Below are 24,271 nucleotides of genomic sequence, written 5' to 3'. Positions count from 1 at the left end.
CGATCTTACGCCGTGTCATGTTCGCCCCTTTGGTATGAAAAAGACAGCTGACGCGAATTGGGCGCTGAGACACGATGTGTGTGGAATGTGTGGCGTCGCACACAGGAAGTATTCCCTACTTCTTACAGAATCGGTCACGATGTTTGTCTACACCAAAAGGTTCTGGGCAATCTCCGCTGATTGCTGGCGCGAGCCGTGCCAGAGTCAAACAATGGTGGGCGGTTCGCTGGACGTTTTGAACGACGGCTTCGTGTGTTCTTCCGGCGCCGCGGTTTGGGTTTTCTGCGTGCGCGCGCGCAGATTCCGGCGATACCACGCCGGCCATGTATAGCCGAATAGCGCGCCGATTCCGGCGCTCACCAACACGGGCGTCCACGATCTCACCGGTATGTTCGGCCGGACCCGCACGATGTCCGGCATGACCCAGTTGATCACGAGCCAGCCCGCGATCGCCATCACGCAGGCGAGGGAGACGCTTTCCAGCGGACGCAGCCACGGCGGATCGGCGGGTTGGAGCACGTAGTCGTCGCATAGCGATGCGAGCGTCACGGTGAGCGTCACCGAAAGCAGTAGCCACTTGGCCTGGGAGAAAAACGGCGTCATCGGCGCATTGCCGAAGTGCACCCGGATCGGATAGATCATGGCCGATAGCGCCAGCAGAATGATGAACGTCGCGAGGCCCGACAGCGCGTAGGCGCCCTTGGGCCTACCACTCCAGAAGGTGCGGCGCGCGAAGCTTAGATAGCGCTTCGGCAGGATTGCCACCGCCGCGGCGATGCAATGGTTGATGGCCACCAGGACGGCAACGATCATCGTCGTGGTGGCCCGATGGTTGAATCCATGATTCAGCAACGCGCCGAGCGCGAATAGCGCACACACGCCGAGGCCATTCCACGCAAGCGGTGCGCCGAGATAAAACGCCGGCCAGTCCGGCTCTTGCGGCATGGACTTGCCCTCATGCCGGCCGATGTGCTGCTGTAAGCGATTGGCGGCGCGTTTGAAGCTGTCCCTGCCGACCGCGGCGATCCGCACGATGCTCAAGCCCTGTAGCGTCGCGGGAACCTCTTCGCCGGTCAGCGCGTACGTGCGGCTGATGGGAAGGCTCGCGCGGATCGCATCGAGCCGCCTCGATGCGTCGCCGATCGTGACGAGATCGTGGCTTTCGGCGACGAGCAGAACCCACGTCGATGGCGTCAGCAGCGAGCGGAAGTAGTCGGTCCACAGCGACGGGGCGGGATAGCACTCCCGCACGGCCACCCCCTTCCATTCCTCATCGCGCGGAAGCTCTTTTCGTGCGTAGTTCAGGTCGCCGACGGTCTTGGGGAACAGTGTCTCCAGGCAGTTCACGCGCGCGGCGACGCGGGCATGCGCGCCGTAGTAGTCGATCGCATTCGATGCAGGCGCCATGAGCGTGATCGGTCCGAGCAACCATCTGCCGGAAAAGAGGTTGATAAAGTTCCGCAGCGCGCGCGAATTCCGGTCTTCCAGCAGCACGATGACGAGCGACGGTGCGCGCTCGGGCCTTGGCCGCGATAGCGCGACGCGCGTAAAAACGAATCCCGTTACAGCCGCTATGTCACTGACAGGCCGGTAGAAGCTGTCGGGTTCCCAGATGACATTGATGGCCAATCCGGCGAGCGCGCCGAATGTCCAGATGATCGCTGCGAACCACACGCAGTCATCGGCGGCGCGGCCCGTGATCCGCCCATCCAACTGAAGTCGCGCCAGCGCGCGCGGCAGCGCGACGAGTAGCACGATCAACACCGTGGCATTCACGATAGCGGCAATGATCCGCAGGCTGGTGGTCAGACTTTCGAACCGAGTATCCCGAAGCGTTTGCGATATCACGTCGTAGAGGTTATTGGAACCCGCGAAAGCCAGGCGCAGCATGAATAACCCCCCCGCGCCATAGTAAAACGCGATCCATACATAACGCATGGACGTGCTGCCAAACGGCTTGCGGCGTTCAAGCGTCATGAACGACCACGCCAGAATCCACGTGAACAGCATGCTCCCGACATTGATCCAATACAGCTGCCCGACATCGGTGCTGAGGTCGCTCGTCCAGAAGAATTCACGGTAGACGAAATCGACCGCGCCAGACGCCACCATCGACGCGGCGATCGCGCCGACGCGTCGCAGCGAACGCAAGAGCGGCAGCGGGTGCAGCGCGAGGTGAGCATCGACCACGGTATCCACGGTTCCTCCGCCCTGGTTCATGGACTGCTGAATTTCATCACCCGGTGGCGCAACCCGCGTGCGTTCAGCCACACGATGATCGCGATCACGAACGCCCACAGTAGGGTCGGCACGAGTGGATATGTGGTCATCAGCGCGGACACGAGGCCATGCATCGCATCCAGATCCATCAGCGACATGGCGAAGCTGGTTTTTACACCGCTCCATAGCGTGGCTCGATCCGCGTCGCCGATGACGAGATGCTGGCCGTCCGGGCTGAAGTCGACATCGCTGATCGGACTGCCGCTGTGCCAGACCTTGAGCCGCTTGGGGCCGGAGCGCGCGCTCCAGAGCTCGACGCTGCTGTCGTTGGCGATCATGAACTGGCTGCCGTCCGGGCTCACTGCGGCGTGGGTTATGGATTGCAATGTCTTGGGAGGGCAAATAGACGAGCCATTCGCAAGATTCCAGAGGCAGGTGACGTCATCGCCGATCGCGATCACGTTGTTGCCGTCAACGCTGATGAACGCATTGATGAAATCACCGGACCAACCGAGAATCAACGAAGTTTTGTCATTACGCCATGCCCACGACGAGACACCGCGAGAACTCGCGACGATGACGGAGTCCCCGTCATTCACGAATCTGGCGGCGCGAGCCCCATAGCCGAAGCCGCGACTTGCCACTTGTTGCCTTGCCCCGACGTCCCAGATGTCGACCGCCGCCGTGTCGTACGTCACGGCGAGAAACTGACCGCCCTCATCGCATGCGACGGATGTCACGCCGCCGCCGCCAGGCCCCCCCAGTGGGTCGCCATCGCGAACGCCGAGCGACACGTCCCAGAGCTGGATCGCGCCTGCCGAAGTCGCGGTCACCGCGGTACCGCCTCGGCCGCAGAACGCGATGCGCGTCACGGACGAAGAGCCGTGCATCACCGCGCCGCGCGGCTCGCCTGTGCGCACGCTCCAATTCTGCAGGTCGCCATCTTCGCCTCCGGTCAGCACGTATTTGCCATCCGAGCTGAATCCGTACGCACTCACTCGCGTTCCACGCATCTCGTAGCTGATCGGATGATGCTGCTCGGAAAGCAGCATTCGCGCGTGAGAACCCTTCCTTTGCATAGACGCAGCGACGAGTAGCAGCGTGCAGATCATCAATCCCGCGACGACGGTCCACAGCGCGCCGCGCGCGCCGTTGCGCACCATACCGCCGCGATACGCGAGTTCGGCCCACGCCCCGTTGAGCTCGTCGCGAAGCCCGCTCGCCGCATTGCGCCACGTGAATCGGCGAGCGGGTTTGCGAGCGGGGCGTGCGCGTATCCAACTCGCCCATGTCTCGGGAATACGCATGGCAAGCCGGCGCGCGGGCATTCCACCCAGGTAGCCAAGACAAATGGCGACGCTCTGAGCGCCCACGGGCACGCGAGCGCCGTGCGGATCGGGCACACTATCCAGTTCGATGACCATGCCCGGGCCTTCGGTGGGTGAAAGCGGTTCCAGCAGGTCGCGCACGACTTCGCGAATGCGCTCGTGCGTCTGCGGCGGCAACTCTTCCAGCAGCAACAGCCGAAGCCAGTTCGGCATGCATTGCCTGCTCAGCCAGGGAAGCCGCGCGAGCCGCCGGTAATTGCGCGCGATCAGATAACGCATTTCAGCTTCGTGCTGGACGTTCGCGAGGCGGAAGAACCGTTCTCCGATCAGAAGCGTCAGCGGATGCCGTACCACCGGCGCGACCGCGAGTGCCGCGAGCCATTGGAAGCCGTTGTCGCCCAGATAGAGCTTCAACTGCGCGATCAGGCGTTCAGCGACCTCCTTGTTGCCGAAATCGTCGCTGAGAAAGTCGTACCGGCCTTCGGCTAGCAGGCGCGGATAGCGCTGCGGTTCGCTCAGCACGATGTTCGGCAGTTCCCCCGAAACCAGCAGCGTCGCCCATGCGCGCAGCGCGTCTTCTTCGAGCGGCAGAACCAGAAAGCCGGGATCGGCGGCGCGCTCGGGCTGTTCGATCAATTGCTCGCGCAGGTCCCAGTCTTGTGGTTCGATCAGCGTAAATAGCGCGCGATTCCGCCAGCGATAGAAACGCGCGGACTCGACCCATGGCAGGAGACGACCATCCTGACCCGTGAATGCTTCGCGATCCGACACCACGATGAGCCGCTGACCGACGGGAGGATCTGGCAGTCGATCGAGGGACTCGCCGTGCGCGTCATCGAGTTTTCCGCGTGCAGCGAGCCGATACGCGACCGGCGCCGCTCCTTCACGGCGATGAAACATTCTGATGTCGACATCCAGCCCTTCCTGCCGAAGCCGGTTTGCCCACATGTAGAAGAGGCGCCCGCGCGGATCGGCCTCGTCTTCCGCATCGATCAGCATCAAATAGGATGGCCGCAGATTCGTGTGCCGGAAATGCAGCTCCGGAATGCCGAAGTTGCGCATCGTGGCTTCGATCGTTCGGCGCATGTGCAGCGGCGCGCGGCGAGCGAGCGTGCCGCGCGCCGTGCGCGATTCGCGCGTGTGACGTTCGAGCGGGGTGGCGATGTCGGCAGCGAGAGTCGGAACGATGTGCTGCGTCGCTTCGTGCAGCGAGCGCTCGTCGAGCTTGATGCTTGCGGACATCTGGCGTCGCCGGGTGCGCGCGAGGAACCACGCTGGCGCGCACACGATCAGCAGGACCGCGACCACCAGCAGGAAAATGGCCCAGACGATCGATGTATTCACTTCGTCGTTCGAGCGGGCCGCGAGATAGTACTGGTCGACCTGCCGCGGCACCGGGATGGGCTTCGTGATCAGTTGCTCCAATTGCGGGAGTTTCAGTTCGGGCCTCTGGCGCTCATCCGCAGGCATTCCCAACTTGACCGCGATCGCAAACACGGTCACTACGACGAGGAGCGCGGCAAAGTACCAGACGATCTGGGGCGACTTCGTGTAGAACGACGTGAACTTGCGCCACGCGCTCTCATTTGGAATAGCGGGCGGTGGATCGACGCCCGTGCTGGTGGTGCCCCTTGCGTCGATCCACTCGCGGAATGCATCGTCGAAACGGCTCTGGTCTTCGCGCGACTTGCAGAAGATCGGGCGCAGGCGCGCGCGCAGCGTGTCGGGCGAGAGCGCCTCGCCGCGCTCCTCCAGATACCGCAAAAGCCGCCCAGCGTTGACGAGCTCGGTCGCACCCGGCGAAAAACACGCGTCGCGCAGGTGTTGCACGAGTTCGATGAACGGCGGCCAGGACCTTGGCGCCGTCGTGTCGGGCGACGTCATGGGCGTCTCGCCCATTCGTCGATCGCCCGCAACATCAGCCCGCGATCATCGCGATGTTTCGCCACGGCGGAGAGCGCGCGTTTCACGCCTGCGATGCTGTCGCGAATGAGTCTATCGCTGGGCACGCCTGAGCTGCGCAGCGATTTCGCCCAGTCGATCAGCTCCGAGGTACCCGACTGATAGCGCAACTCGGGACCGCAGCGCTCGCGGCAATCGACAAAGAACTCGAGCAGGTCCTCATAGAGGCGCGTCGAGCCGGCGACGGCGATTTGCGATTGATCGCCCGCGCTGCGTTCGCTCATGTATCTCTCGGGGAAGACGCGCGCGAACAGAATCTTGCGCAGCGTCTCCTCGTCGGGATCTTCGATATGAAAGTACACGCAGCGGCGCAGAAACGGATCAGGCAAATCGCGCTCGGAATTGCTCGTGATGACGACAATGGGCCGCAGGCGGGCGTCGCGCGGTGCGGCGACCAGCCGGTCGCGCATCTCGCGAATGCGGAAGTCGAGGCGCTCGATGCCGTTGAGCAAGTCATTGGGGAAATCGCGGCTTGCCTTGTCGATTTCATCGATCAGCACGACGCTCGGACGCGGCTCGGCCATGTATGCGGATTCGTCCGGAAAGGCGACGGCCAGCAGATCCTCGTTATCCTCGGGCGCGGCGCGCAGAACCGCCTGGCCAAGCGGCCCGAACGTGATGAAGTTCTCGGGTCTCAGTTTCGCGGGGATCGGATCGCCGTTGCCCGGCGCCTGGCCCGTGCTCTGGAACGTCAACTGCGCGCGCGCGATTTCGACATCGCCGAGTTGCGCGACCAGATCATAGCGATAGAACAGGTCGGGCGATTCGCTCATCGATTGGGCTTCGAAGCGCAGAACGGGCGCAAGATTGAATTCCCACGCGATGCGGTCGGCCAACTGGCTCTTTCCCGTGCCTGGCCGTCCCGTCAGCAGGAGCGGCTTGCCGAGAATGACCGCGGTGTTGACCGCTTCGGCTAATTCCGTGCTGGCGGAATAGCCTTCGGGATGATCGGTGAAGTTATAGATGACAGAGGCGGCTTCGGCGTGGTCAGCCTCGTTACCGTCGGAGGGCGCCTCGCGCAGGTCGGCTCCGTTGCCTGCCACGCTCGCGTCTGGCTTGCCGGGCATTTCTGCGCGGCTGCCGCGCCCGATGAAAACCGGGAGTTCGATCTGGCGATTCATGGCTCCTCCATTCCCTGAAAGACGCGGTCCGACGGCACTACGTCGCACCCCGAAAGAAGCGGCGAAACCAACTCATCCTGGGTGCGACGTCGGGTTCATTCCCGGCGGTCCCGTGCTGATGGCAGCATTTGCCGCAGCCGAGCCGCTGATGTTCGCGCAGACGCGTCGCGGCTTTGTGCAACTGTTTCTTCAAGGTCTCGCCCGATACGTCGCCCAGCCGCAGATAGTCGTTACCGTCGAGCAGTTCGTGCCACCAATCGGGGGACGTGTCGGCGACGAGCGCGTATTCCCTCGGATCCGACATTTTATGAACGAGAATCAGCCACATGGCCAGCTCCCTTTGCTCGGCGCTTTCCGATGAGCCTTGCTCCCACGCGGCCTCTTCGATGCGCTTGCGCCTGACGAACTGGCTCAGATCCACCAGTTCGGAAACGTGCGGCTCGGCGGCAATGTAGTCGTCCGTCAGGAAGGCGATGACATCGGTGACATCTTTCATGTTCTCGATCACCATCAGCGGACTGATTCGTGCGTTGGCGAGATCGCCCGCCATCGGCGGCTTGAGCTCCTGACGCGGCCGATAGATCGTCTTGAGCGGCGTTTTGTACGCGTCGTACGGGTAGCATTTGAGCTTGACCCAGAAATCTTTCGCGCTTTGGTCGGCTTGCCCCAGGCGGTCCGACACCCAGGACAGGTAGATGATGCGTTCTATCTGGAGGCACTTTTCGATCTTGGTGCCTGCGGTGAACGTGACGTTCGTCATGGCCGGTTCCCCATAGTCCGCGCGGTTTGTGTATCGAGCGTCGGCAGTGTTTCCTTGAGGCGCTTCACGAGTTGCGTCAACTGCTCGGCGAAGCGCGCGGCCGAATCCTGACTGAGCGGTTCGAGCCGGAGGTTGTCGTCGAACGGCCCGAGGAAATTCACGTCGCTGACGGACTGAATGACACGCACGCCGTCGCCCGGCAGGCCGAGCCTGTCCGGGCGGCCCGTATCGTCGAAAGTCAGGTATTCGGGGCTCGTCGCTTCGGCCAGCACGAACAGCAACCGCGGCTCGCTTGTCGCGCGGAAGCTCTCAACGGCGAACATGAGTTCGCGTTGGCATTCGATCGATTCCCAATATTCGTCGCAGAGCATGCAGACGAAGTGCGTCGTTGCCTGAAGTTGCTGCCTTAGATGCTGCGCCCACAGCTCGCCCGCACCCATGCCTTCGTCGATGAACAGATCGAAGCCAAGCGCCTTTGAGACGTTCTTCAAACGAACTTGCAGGCGACGAGTCAACTCCGTCCACGGTTCGCCGTGGCGGTAGGAAATGAAAACGAGGGGCCGTTTTGGCATGGGTCGCCTCTTCCTAGATGGAAACCGGAGAATAGTTCTTTGGATTTCCTAATTTTCCCTACTCAATCTAGCAGATTTTTTCTGGCCGCCAAGTACCAGTTATGGACTCCGGGCGCCAAAATAACTCATTTGTTCGCTACACCGCGAGCCGGCCAAAAATCCGCACACTGTCTGGATCGGAAAATCGCCTTGCTCGTTGCGAAGCAGCACTAACTTACAGGACGAGCAAAAGAGAGAATTTTTCAAATTGCCGAGTTCCATCTGCGTTTTCACGCAGCCCCGTGTGTTTGCTAACGCTGTATGCAGTACGTTCGGGCCGCGTTGTATGCAGTGGTAGTGCCGGATTGTTTTGTCATTGAAAGGCGAAAATCAGATCATCGTCGAGTCGACCTGAAACCCTGTTCGAGATGCGTTAGATTGAGATTCCTCTCCCGAATCATGGCGGACTGCAGATTGGAAAAGGCGCTTCCATGCTAGCCGTTGCACTGAATTCGATGGACGCTGTACTAATATGAATGCGGAAACCCGCCGGCGCTCACGGCGGCGCTGCACACGCTCGACCGCACTCGGTCCAGAACGGCCCGAATCGCGGCATCCACCCGCAGTTCATCCGGATTGCTGAAGTTCGCTAGCCCGAGCGATGACGCGCTATCGCAGTCGGCGTACAATGCGCGGCACTCGCCTCGCGCGTCGAACCGGGCATCCAATCCACGAGCCATCAGGGAATGCCTATGAGCCCGACTTCGCCTTCGGCCACCTCCACGCGTGCGCTGTATCTATCGAACTGGCGTGATCTCGTTGGCGTGTGGAAAACCGCGAAGCTCAGCCAGATCGATACCTCATGGACCGGACCATGCCTGAGCGAACTCCATTGTCTGCGCGGCTCTCTCGCGCGCCGGACGGTGAACCAGATCGTCGACTACACCGGTTTCTTCCGCGACGAAACCAACTCGATCTCCTACAGCCACGCCGAGAAGTTTGACTCCGAAGCGTGGTTCGAAAGCGGCGCAGATGACGCCGGCGTTCTGACGACGCACTATCTGAGCTATCAGGACGCGTCGCTGCCACCTCGCCTTGACCTGACCCGCAGCTTCGCGGCGGCGCCCGATCAGCCGTTCTTTATCGTTCGCTACACGCTGACCAATCCGACGGCGGAGAGCGTTACATTCAACGTGCTGGATCAGGTTCATCTCAACAACGTTGATGCGAGCAAGCCAGTGCACGCGTGGTACGACGCCGGACAAAACGCGTTCATCGCGGATATGACGGCCTCCGGTCAGTTATTCGTGCTGCTGGGCGCACTGCAACCGAGCGGCGGCTATCAGGCCGGCAACAACGCCGACGCATCGACACAAAGCGGGACCGTGTCGGGCTGGTACAGCTTCGACGCCGACGGCACGCTGAAAAACAACGCCGACGTCAGTGCGCCCGACGTATCGCTCGCGTTCAGCAAGCGCGTGGAGGTCGCGCCAGGCGCATCCGCGACGCTCTACTTCTATCTCGGTGTATGCGAGACGCAGGCCGATGCCACCGCCGCGATCGCCGCCGCCCGGGCATCTTCGGGCGACGCCTGGATGACGGCGGTCGCATCCGCGTACAACACCTGGCTCGCGAACGGCAATCAGGGCAGGCGCGTGCATTTCGACGACGATGCGCTCAACCAGATGTTCGACCGCGCGCTGATCCTGATGAAGAACATCCAGAACCCCGTACTCGGTACGTTCGCCGCGACCACGAATCCCGTCGCCTATCAATATCGCACCTGGGTGCGGGATGCGTGCATCGCGGCTATCGGGCTCGACGCCAGTGGCCATCACGACGAAGCGCAACTGTACTGGCGCTGGATGAGCGGCAGCCAGGGCGGCGACGGCACTTGGAAGACGACTTACAACGCATGGGACGGCAGCTATCTACCCTTTGTCGAGCCCGAGTACGACTCGGTCGGAGCATTTCTGTACGGCGTCTATCAGCACTACGCGCTGACCGCTGACGCGACATTTCTGCGCGACCTGTGGCCGAGCGTCAAGCGGTCGGCGGACTGGATCGTCAGCCATATCCAGCCGAACGGATTCGGCCAAGCGGACTACAGCATCTGGGAAGAAAGCGACAATCTGGAGCACAACAGCTATACGCAGAGTTGGTATGTCGTCGGCATGTACGCGACGCAGGCCATCTCCGAGGGGCTCGGCGAGACATCTCTGACCGACTGGTATGCGGGCGGCGCGGCTTCGATTCTCACCGCTCTTCAGCGTCCGACGGACTGGTATCCGCCGGGCTCCTGGAATCCGCAGGGATATTTCTGTCGCGCGGTGAACGTGAACGACACGCCGCGCACGATGATCGACAGCTCGTCGGACATGCTGATCGCGCTGGGTGTGATCGATCACGAGTCCGGCCGCGCGGCGAGCCATGTCAACACGATCCTGAGCGCGCTCACGCAGCAAAGCTATGGCATCGCGCGCTATCCTTGCGACACGTTCTACTACACGGCGAGCTGGAGTCCGGGCGGCAACGAGGCTCTCGGGCCGGAACCGGCGTGGCCGCAGATGAGCCTGTGGGTGGCCGTCTACGACATCCTCCGCGGCCATGCCGCCGACGCGTTGGCGCGCCTGCAATGGTGCGCCAGCATCTGGGGCAGGGGCTACATGCCACCCGGCGAGGCGGTTTCCAACGTGACGAAACAGCCGCTCGTGAGCTCGATGTGCGAACCGCTGACGGCCTCAGCGTTCATTCTGGTTGCGCTGCTCTACGAAAAGCAGGTGCGCTTTGGCTGCGTGCCGCCGTCGTACAACGCGGGTACCTTCAAGACGATGAGTGTCAGCTTTGCGGCGGCGGGAGACTGGAATCAGTGGTCGAATGTTCCGTACTTCGTGGGCGCGCAGACTGCGGGTGTGTCGCCGATGTGTTCGATCAAGCGCGTATACGTCACCAACGACGGCTCGAATCTCTATGTGCGGATCGACAACGTATCGGGGACGCTTACGCGCTTCGCGCAGGCCCCCTTGTTCGCGGTGCAGGTATACAGCCAGGATCTGGCACAAGGCGGCGCGGCCACCAGCAGCTTCGGCATCTTCAATCAGGCGTTGAGCCGGCCGATGAGCTTCCTGGTCGAACGTCGCAGCAATTCGGATTCGTTCTCGCGCTGGCGCGTCGCCAACAATGCATGGAGCGCCGACAGCAACGTCGATTATGTCGAAGCGCCCCAATGGGATCCCGGCAGTGGAAGAATCGAAGCGATCATTCCGCTCGCCGCGCTGGCGAGCGCGAGTCCTTCGTTCGGGAGTTGGACCGACATGCTGTTCGTGCTCGCCGCTTGCGACCCGGCCTCCGGCGCGTGGTCCGAGACGGATCGCATGCTGATTCACTATCGGCTCAGCACCGGCGCTCAGGACTGGATCTATGGGAACATCGAAGTTTGACTGAGGTGGAGCGGGCCGAACGCATCGTGTCGGGCTACCCGGCGCCATGCCGTGAGCGGATGATTTTTCATCCGCACCTTCGATATCACGTGCGCGACTCCGATCACACCCAGCAGGATGCGGGCGCAAGGGAAACTCTTTAAACCGGGCATAGGTCGGATACGGCGTTTGATAACCGGTCACATCGAATTTTCAACGTCATTCACCGAGTGGAATTCCTGATCAGTGTCGGTTTAATTTGGCGTTCGAGTTTTTCGTTATGTTGCCGAGGGCCAGGCGAGATTCACAGACTTTTATCTGGACAAAAGAAAGTCTGAAGCTAGACTAATTCAGTACTGCCAGCTTCCGGATTTGCACCACAGAAAGCTCGCACTTACGCCTCGCGCATGTGGCTCTTCCCTTCGATAAAGGACACCGTACGTTTTTCACGCCGCATCCACGCATCCGACAAAGGACGAGTGGGCAATGGTGCAACGCGGGCGTATCTGGCATGCTCGCTGGCGAGGAGTCGTTTCCGATGATTGGACGCTCGCAATCGTTTCTGGAAGCCCAGCGGGTGATCGAACGGTTTGCCCGCTGCGACGTGCCGGTGCTGATAGAAGGCGAAACCGGCACCGGAAAGGAACTTGCCGCCCGTGCGATCCACTACGGTGGGCAGCGCTCATCGGGTCCGTTTGTTCCCGTCAACTGCGGCGCGCTGCCCGATGGGCTCGTCGACAACGAGTTGTTCGGCCACAAGCGCGGCGCTTTCACCGACGCGCACATAGAGCAGGCAGGCCTTATCGCTCATGCGAGCGGCGGCACCCTGTTCCTGGACGAAGTGGATGCGCTTCCGCTGAAGTCGCAGGTGATCTTGCTCCGTTTCCTGCAGGATCACCAATATCGGCCGTTAGGCGCGCCCGAAAGCCGGCATGCCGATGTCAGGCTGATGGCGGCAACCAATACCGATCTGGCTGAGCGTGTCGAGGAGGGACTGTTCCGGCTCGATCTGCTGTTCCGCTTGCGTATTCTCGTAGTGAAATTGCCCCCGTTGCGCGAACGCGATCGAGATATCGAACTGCTGGCCGACAACTTTCTTCACGTCTGTGCGCAACGCTTCGGCAATGGCGACAAAGTGCTGCATCCGGCAACGCTCGACTGGATGTACCGCTATGACTGGCCTGGCAACATTCGCGAACTCGAAACGCTGATTTGCCGGGGCTACCTGCTAAGCGACGCTCGAGTCATCGAGATCGGGCCGCCGGACCCCTTCATCTCCGATCGATGCCAGCCGGGCATGCTGCATCTTCAACCGCCTTCGCTGTCTGGGTCGCTGCGTCAATTGGAGGCGCGCACCATGCTTGCGCATGAAGACTTCAAGACCGCAAAAAACCGGGTTATCACGGAGTTCGAGTGCCGTTATCTGGCCGATGCGCTGAGCGCCGCGGGCGGCAACGTGACAAAGGCGGCGAGGATCGCGGGCAAAGAACGCCGGGCATTCGGCAAGCTCCTGAAGAAGCACGGACTCGCGCCAGCTCAGAGCGCTTTCGACGGCCCGCTGCTCTGAGCGCTGTGCGCGCTCGTACGACTGCGCCGGCCGCTGCCACGGCGATCGAGCGCAGACAGCCTGTCCGCATCGCGGTTTCGACTTCCCACGTGTGCTCCATTGCAGCCCGCATCGGCTCGGGGAGAATGCGCGTCTTCACCCGGGACACGCTTGACCCGTGCCCGGGTCAGGCGTGCGGCATCCCGCAAATTCTTTCGTGCATCGTCCAGGTATGTCAAAACGTCTTCCCCGCACTTTAGCGGGTGGGTTTGCTTTGACCCGCGGGGCGTTCACGCTGGCGCCAGGATTCGCTCCTGGCAAGCATTCGTCGACACTTGCCAGATGGAATGGAGATTGCATCGGGCGCTTTGCCTGTAATGAGCCACAAGCCGGTGCTCAAGTGAATAGCCAAGAAGCGCGTGTGGAGCGTATCCGGGATTCGATCGAATCGTATCTGGTTCACCATCCCGGTGCCGCGGATACCGTCAATGGAGTGTTGAGCTTCTGGCTGCCAGTAGCGTGCAGCGACGCGACGCTGGCTGATGTCGCCCTCGCATTGGGACAGCTCGTCGACGAGGGCTACCTCGCGCAGAGCGAGCTGCCAGGTGGTCCGGTGTTGTACGAACGAGCCCCCGTTGCAGGCAACACCACGCAGTGAGGCGATCGGGACTCGCGGCACCGCCGGACCGACCGTGGCCTGGATGGTGCAACTTGCTTCGCTTTCTCCGAAAAGGAACCTCGCCATGCCCGCAACGCTCACGTATCCCGGCGTCTACATCGTCGAGTTGCAGAATCCCATGCACAACATCACGGGCGTGGCGACATCGATCACCGCGTTCGTCGGTTACACGGCAACGGGAATCGATAACCGGGCGCAAGCAATCTACAGTTTCTCCGATTTCGCGCGTCTGTTCGGCGGCCTCGCCATCGACAGCGAACTCAGTTATGCGGTCCAGCAGTTCTTTCTGAACGGCGGGACGACAGGGTATGTCGTACGCGTGCCGCATCACAATGCGACGCCGGCGACCGTCGAAGTGACCGGTGCGAGTGCCATCGACCTGACATTCACCGCGCTTTCCAGCGGCGTTTGGGCGAATGGCCAGATCATGATCGACATCGATTACGACGGCATCGACTTCTCGCTGCCCGGCGTCGACCCCAGTACATTCAATGTGACCATAACGAATCTGTCGGGAAACGTGGTCGAGACGTTTCCGCAAGTCTCGCTCAATGGCACGAGGCAGAATTACGTCGGTAACGTGATCAACGACTTCGATACTGGATCGCAACTGGTGAAAATGAGCGAGTCCGCCGATCCAACGAACCCGCTGCGCAAGAACACACCTGAGGTATCGGGAGTACTAGGCAAAAGAATCCAACGCAACAGCGGAGAACTGCTCTTCTTCGACACGACCAAGCCCAAGACCACGCCGCAGCTCATCGACAAAAACTACACCTTAACGCTACAGGTTTCGAAGCCGACGAATTCGCTGCCCAACATCAACAACGTGAACGTACTGCTTCAGGGTGCGCCTATACCGGTGTCGTCCGCGGCGATTGCTTCCCAGGTTCAAAGCGCCCTCGCCAATGCGGTCGCGCTGAACTGGAACGGTGCGACCTTGCGTTTCATTGCGACGAAGAGCAATGCGGACGACGTGCTGCGCGCCGTCGCGAGCATCCCTACGCTGCCGGATGCACAAATCGCATTTAGCGGAACCGCAGCCGCGCCGCTCGGGCTCGATGTCACCCCGACCAACGTTGCACATTACGCGCTCGGGACGGGCAACGCGATCGAAGGACAGAAGTCGTCCGTGGTCGGTACGGACCCGGGCAATCAACTGCCGTTTTCGGTCGATCTCGTCGGCGACCCGGCTTCGTTCACCGGTATCTACGCATTGGAAAAGGTCGACCTCTTCAACCTGCTCGTGATACCGGACGCGACGCGCGCGCTTGCCGGCAGCCCGGCCACGCCCGATCCCAACGTGTCCGGCGCCGATGTCTTCCCGCCCGCGATTGCCTATTGTCAGCAGCGGCGTGCGTTCCTGCTCGTCGATCCACCTCCCAATGCGACGACCGTGACGGCCGCGCTCGACTGGAAGACGAGCATGGCTATCACGCCTCCGGAAAACGGCGCGTGCTTCTTCCCGCGGCTACGCCTGCCAGACCCGGTGAACAACTATCAGTTGCGCACGTTTGCGCCGAGCGGTGTCGTCGCGGGGCTGTTTGCGCGTATCGACGGATCGCGCGGCGTCTGGAAGGCGCCAGCCGGTACCGAGGCAACGCTGACCGGCGTCCAGGCGCTCGCCTATCGTCAGTTGACCGATATCGAAAACGGCGTGCTCAATCCGATCGGTGTGAACTGCTTTCGCAACTTCCCGATCTACGGGCCGGTGCTGTGGGGTTCACGCACGCTCGCGGGTGCGGATGTCGAGGCGAGTCAGTGGAAGTACGTGCCCGTGCGCCGGCTTGCGCTCTATCTGGAAGAAAGCCTTTATCGCGGCACCAAGTGGGCCGTGTTCGAACCCAATGACGAGCCGCTTTGGGCATCGTTGAGACTCAGCATCGGCGCATTCATGAACGTACTCTTCAGGAAGGGAGCGTTCCAGGGACAGTCGCCCAATGCGGCTTACTTTGTGAAATGCGACAACGAGACGACCACGCAAAACGACATCGACAGCGGTGTCGTCAACGTGCTCGTCGGTTTCGCGCCATTGATTCCAGCGGAGTTCGTCGTGATCCAGATTCAGCAGATGGCAGGGCAGGTACAGACCTGATCCAGCGATTCCCTTTCGGAGGTATGCGTCATGGCCGAGTTCACCGTCAATCCACAGCGATTCGACCCGTACAAGAATTTCAAATTTCGCCTCAAGTGGGACAACAAATACGTCGCCGGGATCAGCAAGGTGTCGGGTGGCCTCAAGCGCACGACGGAAGTCGTCGAGCATCGCGAGGGCGGCGATCCGAGCACGGGCCGCAAGTCGCCGGGACGCTCGAAGTTCGAAGCGATCACGCTGGAGCGCGGCGTCACGCACGATCCGGAGTTCGAGCTCTGGGCGAACAAGGTCTGGCAGTTGAACGCCGGGCTCGGCGCGGAAGTTTCGCTGGCGGACTTTCGCAAGGACATCATTCTCGAGGTCTACAACGAGGCCGGGCAACTGGCGCTTGCTTACAAGCTCTATCGCTGCTGGGTGTCGGAGTATCAGGCGCTCCCCGATCTGGACGCCAACGCGAATGCGGTCGCGTTGCAGCATATCAAGCTCGAAAACGAGGGCTTCGAACGCGATCCTCAAGTCAAGGAACCGACTGAACCGACCCTGTCGCCATAGGCGACACGCGGTGTCGCCCCGGCTTTGCCGCCAGCCGGGTCGCATCTTGTCACGGGCGGCGCCACTTGATTGATGAGACGGGACATGCGTCCATTGCACGGCCAGAATCTGTTGTTCGCATGGGAGCGGGGCAGTTCGCCCGCCCACCTGCCGGCGCTGCATCGTGCACTGTCGATGCTCGAGGTGGCCTGTCCGGAATGTTCGCGGACCGCGCTCGCGGCGCTCGGCATATCGGCGCGTGACAGGCTGCTTTTGCAGATGCGGGAAGCAAGCTTCGGCACACGTCTCGACTGCCGTTTCGATTGTCCTCAGTGCGGCGCAGCCCTCGAGTTCACGGCGTCGACCGAGGCATTGCAGCCGCCTTGCGCGAATCAGTCCGACACGGAATTCGGTGCTTACCGGTTGAGCCTGCGCGAAGCGACCAGCGAGGATCTATGTGTGGCGGCTCGCGAAGCCGACGGTGGCGAGGCGCTGCGTGTCCTGACCGAACGCTGCGTGCACGTCGAAAACGAGCAGGGACAGCTTGAACCGCCGTCGACGTGGCCCTTCGATTTGCGGCAGCACGCGGGCGAATGCCTCGAAACGCTCCACGCGTCTGCAGCGATCGTGTTGCAGTTCGACTGTCCCGCATGCCGTCGCCACGATGCACAGACTTTCGACGCCGCCGCCTTCGTGTGGCGCGAAGTCGTTCATCACGCGCAGCGTCTGCTCGACGATGTGCACGCGCTTGCCTGGGCCTACGGGTGGTCGGAAGCCGCTGTGCTGCGCATGCATCAACGGCGCAGGCAGGCGTATCTGGATCGGGCGGGCTTATGACTGGGCAGACTGCGCTCGGCGGACTGCTCGATCGCGCACGCGGCGCGGTTTCCAGTGTGCGGCCAGCGCTTGAACCGCGCTTCGCGCCTCGCTACGTCGAGCCCGAGGAGTCGGATAATGCGGACACCTCGACGCGCGTGCGCGCCAACGTCGAGATGAGCACGGCGTTGCGCGAGCACGAGTTGTCGCTGCCAGCGTCACCGGCTGAGATTCGAGGGCCGGTGCCAATGCCGATGCCGAATCCCGTGCCGATGCCGGATCATATCCATGCGGACGAACCGCCGTTTGCAGGATCGAGTGACGTGCGAAGCGTCCATGTCAGTGCGCCCGTCGAGACGCGGCATCAAGCGACCCTTTCCGTCCCGCTTCGCCCGGCAGCGGTCTCGATGCCGGTGGAGCGCGATGTTGCCCGACACGAAACCGTGTCGCTGCGCACGACCCCGATCGAGCCCGCGTTCGTCCGGAGCCAGCCAGTGCCTGCGAGTGAAGCACATGCTTTGCCTGGGCGTGATACCGGACGGCGGCTGCCTGAAGCGGTGCTTCAGCAAAGCGATCGCAACGTGCAGCAGGCGATGTCCCGCCAAACTGCGCCGCTGCCGGTGGCTGCGCCGGCGTATGAGGCGCAGCCTTCGTCACCTGGCGTGCCCAGCTTGCCGCCACCGTCACCGCGTTTCGTTCAATCCGCGAGTACCGCGCCGCCGCGTGTGCAGGTGAGCATCGGCCGCGTCGAAGTCCGGGCCGCGCCTGTGCGCGCGGCGCCGGCCGCCGCTCCCCCAGCCGCGAGTGCGGCGCTGTCGCTGCATGCTTATCTGCAACGCTCGCGAGGAGGCCACTCGTGAGCGACTATTTCGCCGTCGCGGCTGTCACCGCGGTCATGCGAACCATCCTGCAGGACGCGCTTGCGCAGTCCGCGCTTCCGGGTCAGCTCGCCAACGCGACGATCACCGCGCTGCCGCCCGATCGCATCGTGATAGGCAATGAGGAAAAGCCGCAACTGAACCTCTTTCTCTATCGGCTTTCATCGAATACCGGCTGGTGCAATGAAGGGCTGCCTTCGCGTGATGCGAGCGGGCAACGCATCGCCAATCCTCCGCTCGCGCTCAATCTTCACTACATGATGTCGGTGTACGGTCCAAACCCGTTCGACGGCGAACTGCTGCTCGCGTGGGCGATGCAGATCTGGCATGAGACGCCCGTACTCACCCGGGACATTCTGCAAACCGCGCTCACGGAGATGGCCAAACCGATCGCCCAACCGGCGCCGGAAGAGCAGGCGCTTGCCACGACGACGCTCCCCGACCAGGTGGAACTGATCAAGCTCGTGCAGGAGCCGCTCGGCATCGAGGAGCTGTCGAAGATGTGGACCGCGTTTCAGGTGAGCTACCGGCCGACAGTCGCCTATCAGGCGTCGGTCGTACTGATCCAGCGCCGCGCCGCGACGCGCATTGGGCCACCCGTGCAGAAGCGGCATATCAAGGCGGTGCCGTGGCGGCAACCGGTCATCGAGGACGTCTCGCCCGCGATCGCGAGAACGGGCGACATCCTGACGCTGCGGGGGCGCAATTTCATCGGCGATACGCCGGCGTCGACGGGCGTCTCGTTCGACGGTGGCGTGCCGGTCGCGCCCGCTCAGGTGCAGGGCAACGCACTGCGCGTGCAGGTGCCCGCCAGCTTGCCCGCGGGCATCGCAACGGTGGCCGTCAGACAGTCGATCGCGCTTGGCGATCCGCCGACGCCGCATGTCGGCTCCATGTCCAACCTCGCGTCCTTCACGCTCGCACCCACCGTGCTGTCGCCACTGTCCGGGTCGTTCAAGGCGGGCACCACGGTGACGGTGCAGACCGACGTGCAGATCGGTCGGATGCAATCGGTGTCGCTCGTGATCGGCGTGTCCGAACTGCCGATCGACATCCGGCCAGCGAGCGGGCCGCCGAGTTCGTCGAGCGTGGACATTCCGATTCCTGTCGACTTCCCGTTCGTGCAGCCGGAGGCCAGTGTGCCGCTCTATCTGCGCGTGGACGGCGCACAGAGCAAGCTGTACATCGATCAGGACACGACGCACCCGACCCACGGCCAACTCGTGCCGCAGATCACGGTGACGGCGCCATGAACGCGCGCACACCATCCTGGCCGGAGGCCAACCAGGCTGCTCTCGCGGCGGCGCTCGCGCGCGTGCTGCGCATGCTCGTCGCGGCACGCACGATACAGGGCGAGGACGGCCTGTCTGGACCGGCGACCGAAGCCGAAGCGCCCACGACGCCGTCCGACGACGACAGCGCACTTTCGGCGCTGACAGCGCGGCTCGGGTTGAGCGCCTTCGAGCGCGACCTGCTGTTGCTATGCGCGGGCGTCGAACTCGACAGCGCCTTCATGCCGGCTCTAGCCGCCTTATTCGATGAACCCGGCCGCACCCACCCGACCTTCAGCCTTGCGCTCGCGATCCTGCCGGGTTCGCATTGGAGCGCCTGTACGCGCGACAGGCCGCTGCGCTACTGGCGCCTGATCGACGTCGAGCCTGGCGCGACGCTGCTGACGAGCCCGCTTTGCATCGACGAGCGCATCGTCCACTATCTCGCGGGACTCGATCCGCTCGACGCGCATCTCGAGGGCATCGTGCGACGCTGCGCGCCGGCATTCGCCGAGCTGTCCGACGTGCCGGCGTTCTTGCAACCCGCTGTGGTATCTGCCGCGCGTGCGTTGCAGGGCGCCGCGCCGCGCGTCGCGTTGCTCGGCCGTTCCGCGCGCGGCCGCAACGAGGTCGCGGCGCTTGCCTGCGCGCTTGCGGGTCGCGAACGCTTTTCGCTGCGCGTGGCCGACATTCCGACCGCCGCGGCCGAGCGCGAACTGATCACGCGGCTGTGGAACCGCGAAGGACGACTGACGGGCGCGGTCCTCACGATCCAATGCGGCGACTTCGATGAACCGGCCGACTCGCTGCGCCAGCTCGCGTCGTTCGTCGAACGCATCGACATGCCGTTGTTGCTCGAACTACCTGAGGATGCATTGCCGGCGAGCTTCGACGCAATCAGGATCGATGTGCCCGAATTGCCGCCGTCCGAGCGGCGTGCGTTCATAGAGGCGCGGCTCGGGCCGCTTGCCGAGCGCATGAACGGACGCGTGTCTGTGAGCGCCGAGCAGTTCCGCCTCGACCTGGCGGCCGTCGAAACCGTGACGATGCTGACCCGCGAATTGAGCGACGCTTCACCCGATGCGCCGCTCGACCGCGCATTCTGGGATTTCTGCCGCCAGCAGGCGCGCCATTCGATGGAGCAGCTTGCACGGCGCATCGAGCCGAAGGACGAATGTCTGCACCTCGTGTTGCCGGCTCAGCAGGCAAGCGTGCTCGATCAGATCGCCGCACACGTGCGCCAGCGCAGCACCGTGCACGAGACCTGGGGATTCGCCGGCTACTGCTCACGCGGTCTTGGCACGACCGCGCTCTTCTCCGGGCTACCCGGGACCGGCAAGACGATGGCCGCCGAGGCGCTTGCCGCGATGCTCGAACTCGACCTGTACCAGATCGACCTCGCGACGGTGGCAAGCAAATACATCGGCGAGACGGCCAAGAATTTGCGCCGCATTTTCGACGCCGCCTCCGAAAGCGGCGCGATCCTGCTCTTCGACGAAGCCGATGCGCTCTTCGGACAGCGCACCGAGGTCAAAGACAGCCACGACCGCTACGCGAATTTCGACGTCAGCTACCTGTTGCAGCGCATGGAGTCGTATCGCGGACTTGCGATCCTGACAACCAATATGAAGCATGCGATCGACAACGCGTTTCGCCGCCGCATCCGCTTCGTGATCGACTTTCCGTTTCCCGACGCCGAGAGCCGCGAGCGCATCTGGGCAAGTGCCTATCCCGCTGCCACGCCGACCCTGGATCTGGATCTCGCGAAGCTCGGACGACTCAACGTGGCGGGCGGCATCATCCACAACATCGCGATGCACGCGGCCTATCTCGCGGCCGATGAGGACGTCCCAGTGCAGATGAAACACATCCTGCGCGCCGCGCACGTCGAATACGCGAAGCTCGAACGGCCGCTCACCGCATCGGAGACGCAAGGATGGTTATGAAACCCACGCCTTCGTTACCGTCGAGCGGGCCGGGCTGGGGCGTGCCGCGGCATGACGTCATGCATTGGCGTGCGCGCCGCGACACCGGTGCGCCGTGGCGGCATGCCGATAACGTCCCGCAGACGACTGCGCCACGCGATCCGCCGCGGGCCATCGATCTGCACATCGACACCCTCGTGCTCGACGGCTTCGCAACGAGCCAACGCGCGCGCGTCGTGCGCGCGCTGCGGGCGGAACTCGACTTGCTTTGCGTGAACCTGTCGCGCCTCGGCACCGACCTCGATGCACGCTCGTGGCGCTCGGCTGCCGCGCAATTCGTGCAGACCGGAGCGCCCGACGCGGACGGCCGCGCGATCGCGCGTGCGATCTTCCGGGCGCTACGGCTCGACGAGTCCGAACGGCCCGGTGAACGCAATATCGCGCATTCCGACTTATATGGAGGCGACTGAATGTCGGCGATCTCTCCTCGCACGCTCAAGGGCGGACTCGTAATGCTGGATCCGGACACGGCGATTCCGCTCGGCGCGGTGATCCTGCAGTACAACCCGGATTCGCTCACGCGCAAGCTCCAGCCGCAAAGCGTGGCGGAGCCCGCAGACCGCTCGGAAGTGCTGCGTCTGAAGGGGCCGCCGATCGAGACCATCAACCTGAGCGCCGAACTCGACGCCACGGACCAGCTCGAATTCCCCGCACAGAATCCACTGGCCGTGCAATTCGGCATTCAGCCGCAGCTCGCCGCGCTCGAAATGCTGGTCTATCCGTCGAGCGTGCGGATCATCGTCAACGAGGCGCTGAGCCTGCTCGGCACGATCGAAGCCGTGCCGATGGAGTCGGCACTCACGCTGTTCGTCTGGAGCGCGACACGCGTGATCCCGGTGCGCGTGACGGACCTCGACATCACGGAAGAAGCTTTCGATCCGAATCTCAACCCGATTCGTGCGAAGGTGAACCTCGGCATGCGTGTTCTCAGCGTGACCGATGTGAACTTCGTGAGCCCCGCAGGCGCGCTCTACATGATCTATCAGATCGGCAAGGAGGCGCTTGCGGCAGCCAACACACTCAACACCATCGCCGATCTCGGCGCGGGAGCCTTGCAATGAGCGATTCGCTGGGCGCGCTGATCAAGGCAGGTGTGCAGATCGGCTCGCCGACCACGCCCGACAGCCGTTACTACGGAGCGTCGACGCTGTCGTACACGCAAGCCGACGGCACCGTCGTGCGCTATCTCGCACGCCGTCTCGTGCCGCAGCCGGAGCAGTACACGTCGATCCAGCAGTTCGTCGTCACGCAGGGCGTGCGGCTGGACAACATTGCCGCCAAGACCTTGGGTAATCCGCTGCTGTTCTGGATGTTGTGCGACGCCAATTTCGCGATGGACCCGGACGACCTCACGAGTCAACCGGGGCGCTCCATCGCGATTCCGCTTGCGACCGCCGGGCCTAAGGGAGGCTAGCGTGCTCAACGGTGTCTATGTCTCCCTTCTGATCGGGCCGATGGTTCCTGTGCCCGCACCGAAGCCCGTCGTCGACGCGCTCACGTCGATCGAAGTCGAGGTTCACGCGGGCCAGCGCAGCGGCTTCAAGCTCGTGTTCACGCTGGCCGATTCGTCGCCGTTGCAAACACTGTTCCTGCTGACAGGCGGCGCGCCGCTGCCGGTGCTGCGAGTGGTGATCGTCGTGACGGTGAACGGCTTGCCGCAAGTGCTGATGGATGGCGTCGTGAAGCATCACCAGGTCGAGCCGGGCTCGAACGGTGCGGCGAAGCTCACCGTGATGGGCGAGGATCTCACGGCGCTGATGGATCTGCAGGCGCTCGACGGCTTTCCCTTTCCCGGCATGACGACCGACGCCCGCGTGCTTCTGATGCTCGCGAAGTACGCCGTGTTCGGCGTCACTCCGAACGTGATTCCGGCCATCGTGCCCGATGTCGAAACGCCGGTGCAAAAGTTCGCGAGCCAGCGCGGCACCGATTACGCCTACATCGGCGCGCTCGCGAAGGCGGCGGGCTATGTCTTTTACCTCGAACCGGGACCGCTGCCCGGCGTGAGCCAGGCGTACTGGGGACCGGAAATCAAGTTCGGCGTGCCGCAACCCGCGCTAGCGATCAATCTCGACAGCTGGAGCAACTGCGAGTCGCTGAACTTTACGTATGCACCCGAAGGCGCGAAGGAGTTCGTCGTGTATATCCAGGAGCCCATCAGCAAACAGGCGATCCCGGTCGCGATTCCGCCGGTCACGCCGCTCAATCCGCCCCTCGGTGCCGTCATCGCGACGCCGCAGAGCGTGGAGTTTTCCCTCGACACCGCCAAGCTCCAGCCAGGCCAGGCGCTGATGCAGGGGATGGCCGCGACCTCGGCGAGCGCGGACGTGGTGACAGGCACGGGCACGATCGACGTGTTGCGCTACGGTCAAGTGCTGAAGGCGCGCCAGCTCGTGGGTGTGCGCGGCGCCGGACTCGCCTACGACGGCCTGCACTACGTCGAAGGCGTGACCCACTCCATTTCACGCGGCGCCTACAAGCAGAACTTCACGCTCAAGCGCAACGGCCTCATCAGCACCCTACCGGTGGTGCCGACGCTGTTCTAGCGCCGCCGTCACGCGAAGAGACAGAGGAGGCGCAATTGCAGAAATATTTTGGCAAGTACCGCGGCACGGTGCTCAACAACATCGACCCGATGCAGATGGGACGGTTGATGGCGACCGTCCCGGACGTGACGAACATCGTGCCGGGCACATGGGCGATGCCGTGCGTTCCGTTCGCGGGCATCCAGGCAGGACAGCTGGTCGTGCCGTCGATCGGAGCTGGCGTGTGGATCGAGTTCGAACAGGGTGATCCGGACTATCCGGTCTGGACGGGTTGCTACTGGGGATCCTCGGCGGAACTGCCGGCGCTTGCGCTGGCGGCTACGCCCGGAACGCAGCAACTCGTGTTGCAGACGATGCTGCAGACCACCTTGATGGTGAGCGACATGCCGGGGCCGACGGGCGGCATTCTGCTGAAGACCGCGACCGGCGCGCTGATCTCGATCAACGAGACAGGCATCACGATCAGCAACGGACAGGGCGCCACCATCGTGCTCGCCGGGCCCAGCGTGACGGTCAACGAAGGCGCGCTCGTCGTGACCTGAGCGCGGCGCGAACGCAGATAA

Annotated in this window: 19 protein-coding genes; 14 read left to right on the top strand and 5 right to left on the bottom strand. The window is 63.0% G+C overall.

Going from position 1 to position 24,271, the window contains the following annotated elements; translation table 11 throughout:
- Positions 1 to 204 precede the first annotated feature (204 nt).
- Genes M3I54_RS00260 through M3I54_RS00240 form a run of 5 tightly spaced genes read right to left on the bottom strand, consistent with a single transcriptional unit; the run spans position 205 to position 7,963 of the window.
- The gene (locus tag M3I54_RS00260) at positions 205 to 2,220 is read right to left on the bottom strand and encodes a hypothetical protein (RefSeq protein WP_254332079.1); all 2,016 of its coding nucleotides are present in this window, start codon (positions 2,218 to 2,220) and stop codon (positions 205 to 207) included.
- Complete coding sequence (locus M3I54_RS00255) at positions 2,217 to 5,432, bottom strand: hypothetical protein (RefSeq protein WP_254332078.1); 3,216 nt, start codon at positions 5,430 to 5,432, stop codon at positions 2,217 to 2,219. Before M3I54_RS00255 ends, M3I54_RS00260 begins: the two co-directional genes overlap by 4 nt.
- Complete coding sequence (locus M3I54_RS00250) at positions 5,429 to 6,631, bottom strand: MoxR family ATPase (protein WP_254332076.1); 1,203 nt, start codon at positions 6,629 to 6,631, stop codon at positions 5,429 to 5,431. Before M3I54_RS00250 ends, M3I54_RS00255 begins: the two co-directional genes overlap by 4 nt.
- A gap of 37 nt (positions 6,632 to 6,668) precedes the next feature.
- Positions 6,669 to 7,391, bottom strand: a complete 723-nt coding sequence (locus M3I54_RS00245) for an ATP-binding protein (protein WP_254332074.1) — start codon at positions 7,389 to 7,391, stop codon at positions 6,669 to 6,671.
- Positions 7,388 to 7,963, bottom strand: a complete 576-nt coding sequence (locus tag M3I54_RS00240) for a toll/interleukin-1 receptor domain-containing protein (RefSeq protein WP_254332072.1) — start codon at positions 7,961 to 7,963, stop codon at positions 7,388 to 7,390. Before M3I54_RS00240 ends, M3I54_RS00245 begins: the two co-directional genes overlap by 4 nt.
- A 731-nt stretch (positions 7,964 to 8,694) precedes the next feature.
- Between M3I54_RS00240 and M3I54_RS00235 the strand changes: the two genes are divergently transcribed.
- From M3I54_RS00235 to M3I54_RS00165, 14 genes are all read left to right on the top strand, one after another.
- Positions 8,695 to 11,382 carry a glycoside hydrolase family 15 protein gene (locus tag M3I54_RS00235; RefSeq protein WP_254332070.1) on the top strand — a complete coding sequence of 896 codons (2,688 nt, stop codon included), beginning with the start codon at positions 8,695 to 8,697 and terminating at the stop codon, positions 11,380 to 11,382.
- A gap of 490 nt (positions 11,383 to 11,872) precedes the next feature.
- Positions 11,873 to 12,928, top strand: a complete 1,056-nt coding sequence (locus M3I54_RS00225) for a sigma 54-interacting transcriptional regulator (RefSeq protein WP_254332068.1) — start codon at positions 11,873 to 11,875, stop codon at positions 12,926 to 12,928.
- A 379-nt stretch (positions 12,929 to 13,307) separates the two neighbouring features.
- Complete coding sequence (locus M3I54_RS00220) at positions 13,308 to 13,565, top strand: hypothetical protein (protein WP_254332066.1); 258 nt, start codon at positions 13,308 to 13,310, stop codon at positions 13,563 to 13,565.
- An 85-nt stretch (positions 13,566 to 13,650) separates the two neighbouring features.
- Positions 13,651 to 15,681 carry a phage tail sheath C-terminal domain-containing protein gene (locus tag M3I54_RS00215; RefSeq protein ID WP_254332064.1) on the top strand — a complete coding sequence of 677 codons (2,031 nt, stop codon included), beginning with the start codon at positions 13,651 to 13,653 and terminating at the stop codon, positions 15,679 to 15,681.
- 30 nt (positions 15,682 to 15,711) lie between these two features.
- Positions 15,712 to 16,233 (top strand): phage tail protein, encoded by a 522-nt coding sequence (locus tag M3I54_RS00210; protein WP_254332062.1) that lies wholly within the window; start codon positions 15,712 to 15,714, stop codon positions 16,231 to 16,233.
- Positions 16,234 to 16,317: 84 nt separating this feature from the next.
- Complete coding sequence (locus tag M3I54_RS00205) at positions 16,318 to 17,049, top strand: hypothetical protein (protein ID WP_254332060.1); 732 nt, start codon at positions 16,318 to 16,320, stop codon at positions 17,047 to 17,049.
- Positions 17,046 to 17,888 (top strand): hypothetical protein, encoded by an 843-nt coding sequence (locus M3I54_RS00200; RefSeq protein WP_254332058.1) that lies wholly within the window; start codon positions 17,046 to 17,048, stop codon positions 17,886 to 17,888. Before M3I54_RS00205 ends, M3I54_RS00200 begins: the two co-directional genes overlap by 4 nt.
- Positions 17,885 to 19,159, top strand: coding sequence for a Pvc16 family protein (locus M3I54_RS00195; protein WP_254332056.1), 1,275 nt, complete (start codon positions 17,885 to 17,887; stop codon positions 19,157 to 19,159). The genes M3I54_RS00200 and M3I54_RS00195 overlap by 4 nt, the downstream gene beginning before the upstream one ends.
- Entirely contained in the window at positions 19,156 to 21,123 is a 1,968-nt protein-coding gene (locus tag M3I54_RS00190; protein WP_254332054.1) for an ATP-binding protein, read from the top strand. Before M3I54_RS00195 ends, M3I54_RS00190 begins: the two co-directional genes overlap by 4 nt.
- Complete coding sequence (locus tag M3I54_RS00185; RefSeq protein WP_254332052.1) at positions 21,114 to 21,572, top strand: hypothetical protein; 459 nt, start codon at positions 21,114 to 21,116, stop codon at positions 21,570 to 21,572. Before M3I54_RS00190 ends, M3I54_RS00185 begins: the two co-directional genes overlap by 10 nt.
- Positions 21,573 to 22,223: a hypothetical protein gene (locus M3I54_RS00180; RefSeq protein ID WP_254332050.1), complete on the top strand. Its 651-nt coding sequence runs from the start codon at positions 21,573 to 21,575 to the stop codon at positions 22,221 to 22,223.
- Entirely contained in the window at positions 22,220 to 22,576 is a 357-nt protein-coding gene (locus M3I54_RS00175) for a LysM domain-containing protein (RefSeq protein ID WP_254332048.1), read from the top strand. The genes M3I54_RS00180 and M3I54_RS00175 overlap by 4 nt, the downstream gene beginning before the upstream one ends.
- Before the next feature lies 1 nt (position 22,577).
- Positions 22,578 to 23,708: a hypothetical protein gene (locus tag M3I54_RS00170; protein WP_254332046.1), complete on the top strand. Its 1,131-nt coding sequence runs from the start codon at positions 22,578 to 22,580 to the stop codon at positions 23,706 to 23,708.
- 35 nt (positions 23,709 to 23,743) lie between these two features.
- On the top strand, positions 23,744 to 24,250 hold the full coding sequence (locus M3I54_RS00165; protein ID WP_175163982.1) for a phage baseplate assembly protein V: 507 nt from the start codon (positions 23,744 to 23,746) through the stop codon (positions 24,248 to 24,250).
- The last annotated feature ends 21 nt before the right edge of the window (positions 24,251 to 24,271 follow it).

This window comes from Paraburkholderia sp. CNPSo 3274, assembly GCF_024206475.1.
GTDB lineage: Bacteria > Pseudomonadota > Gammaproteobacteria > Burkholderiales > Burkholderiaceae > Paraburkholderia.
This window is presented reverse-complemented; position numbering and strand designations above follow the sequence as displayed.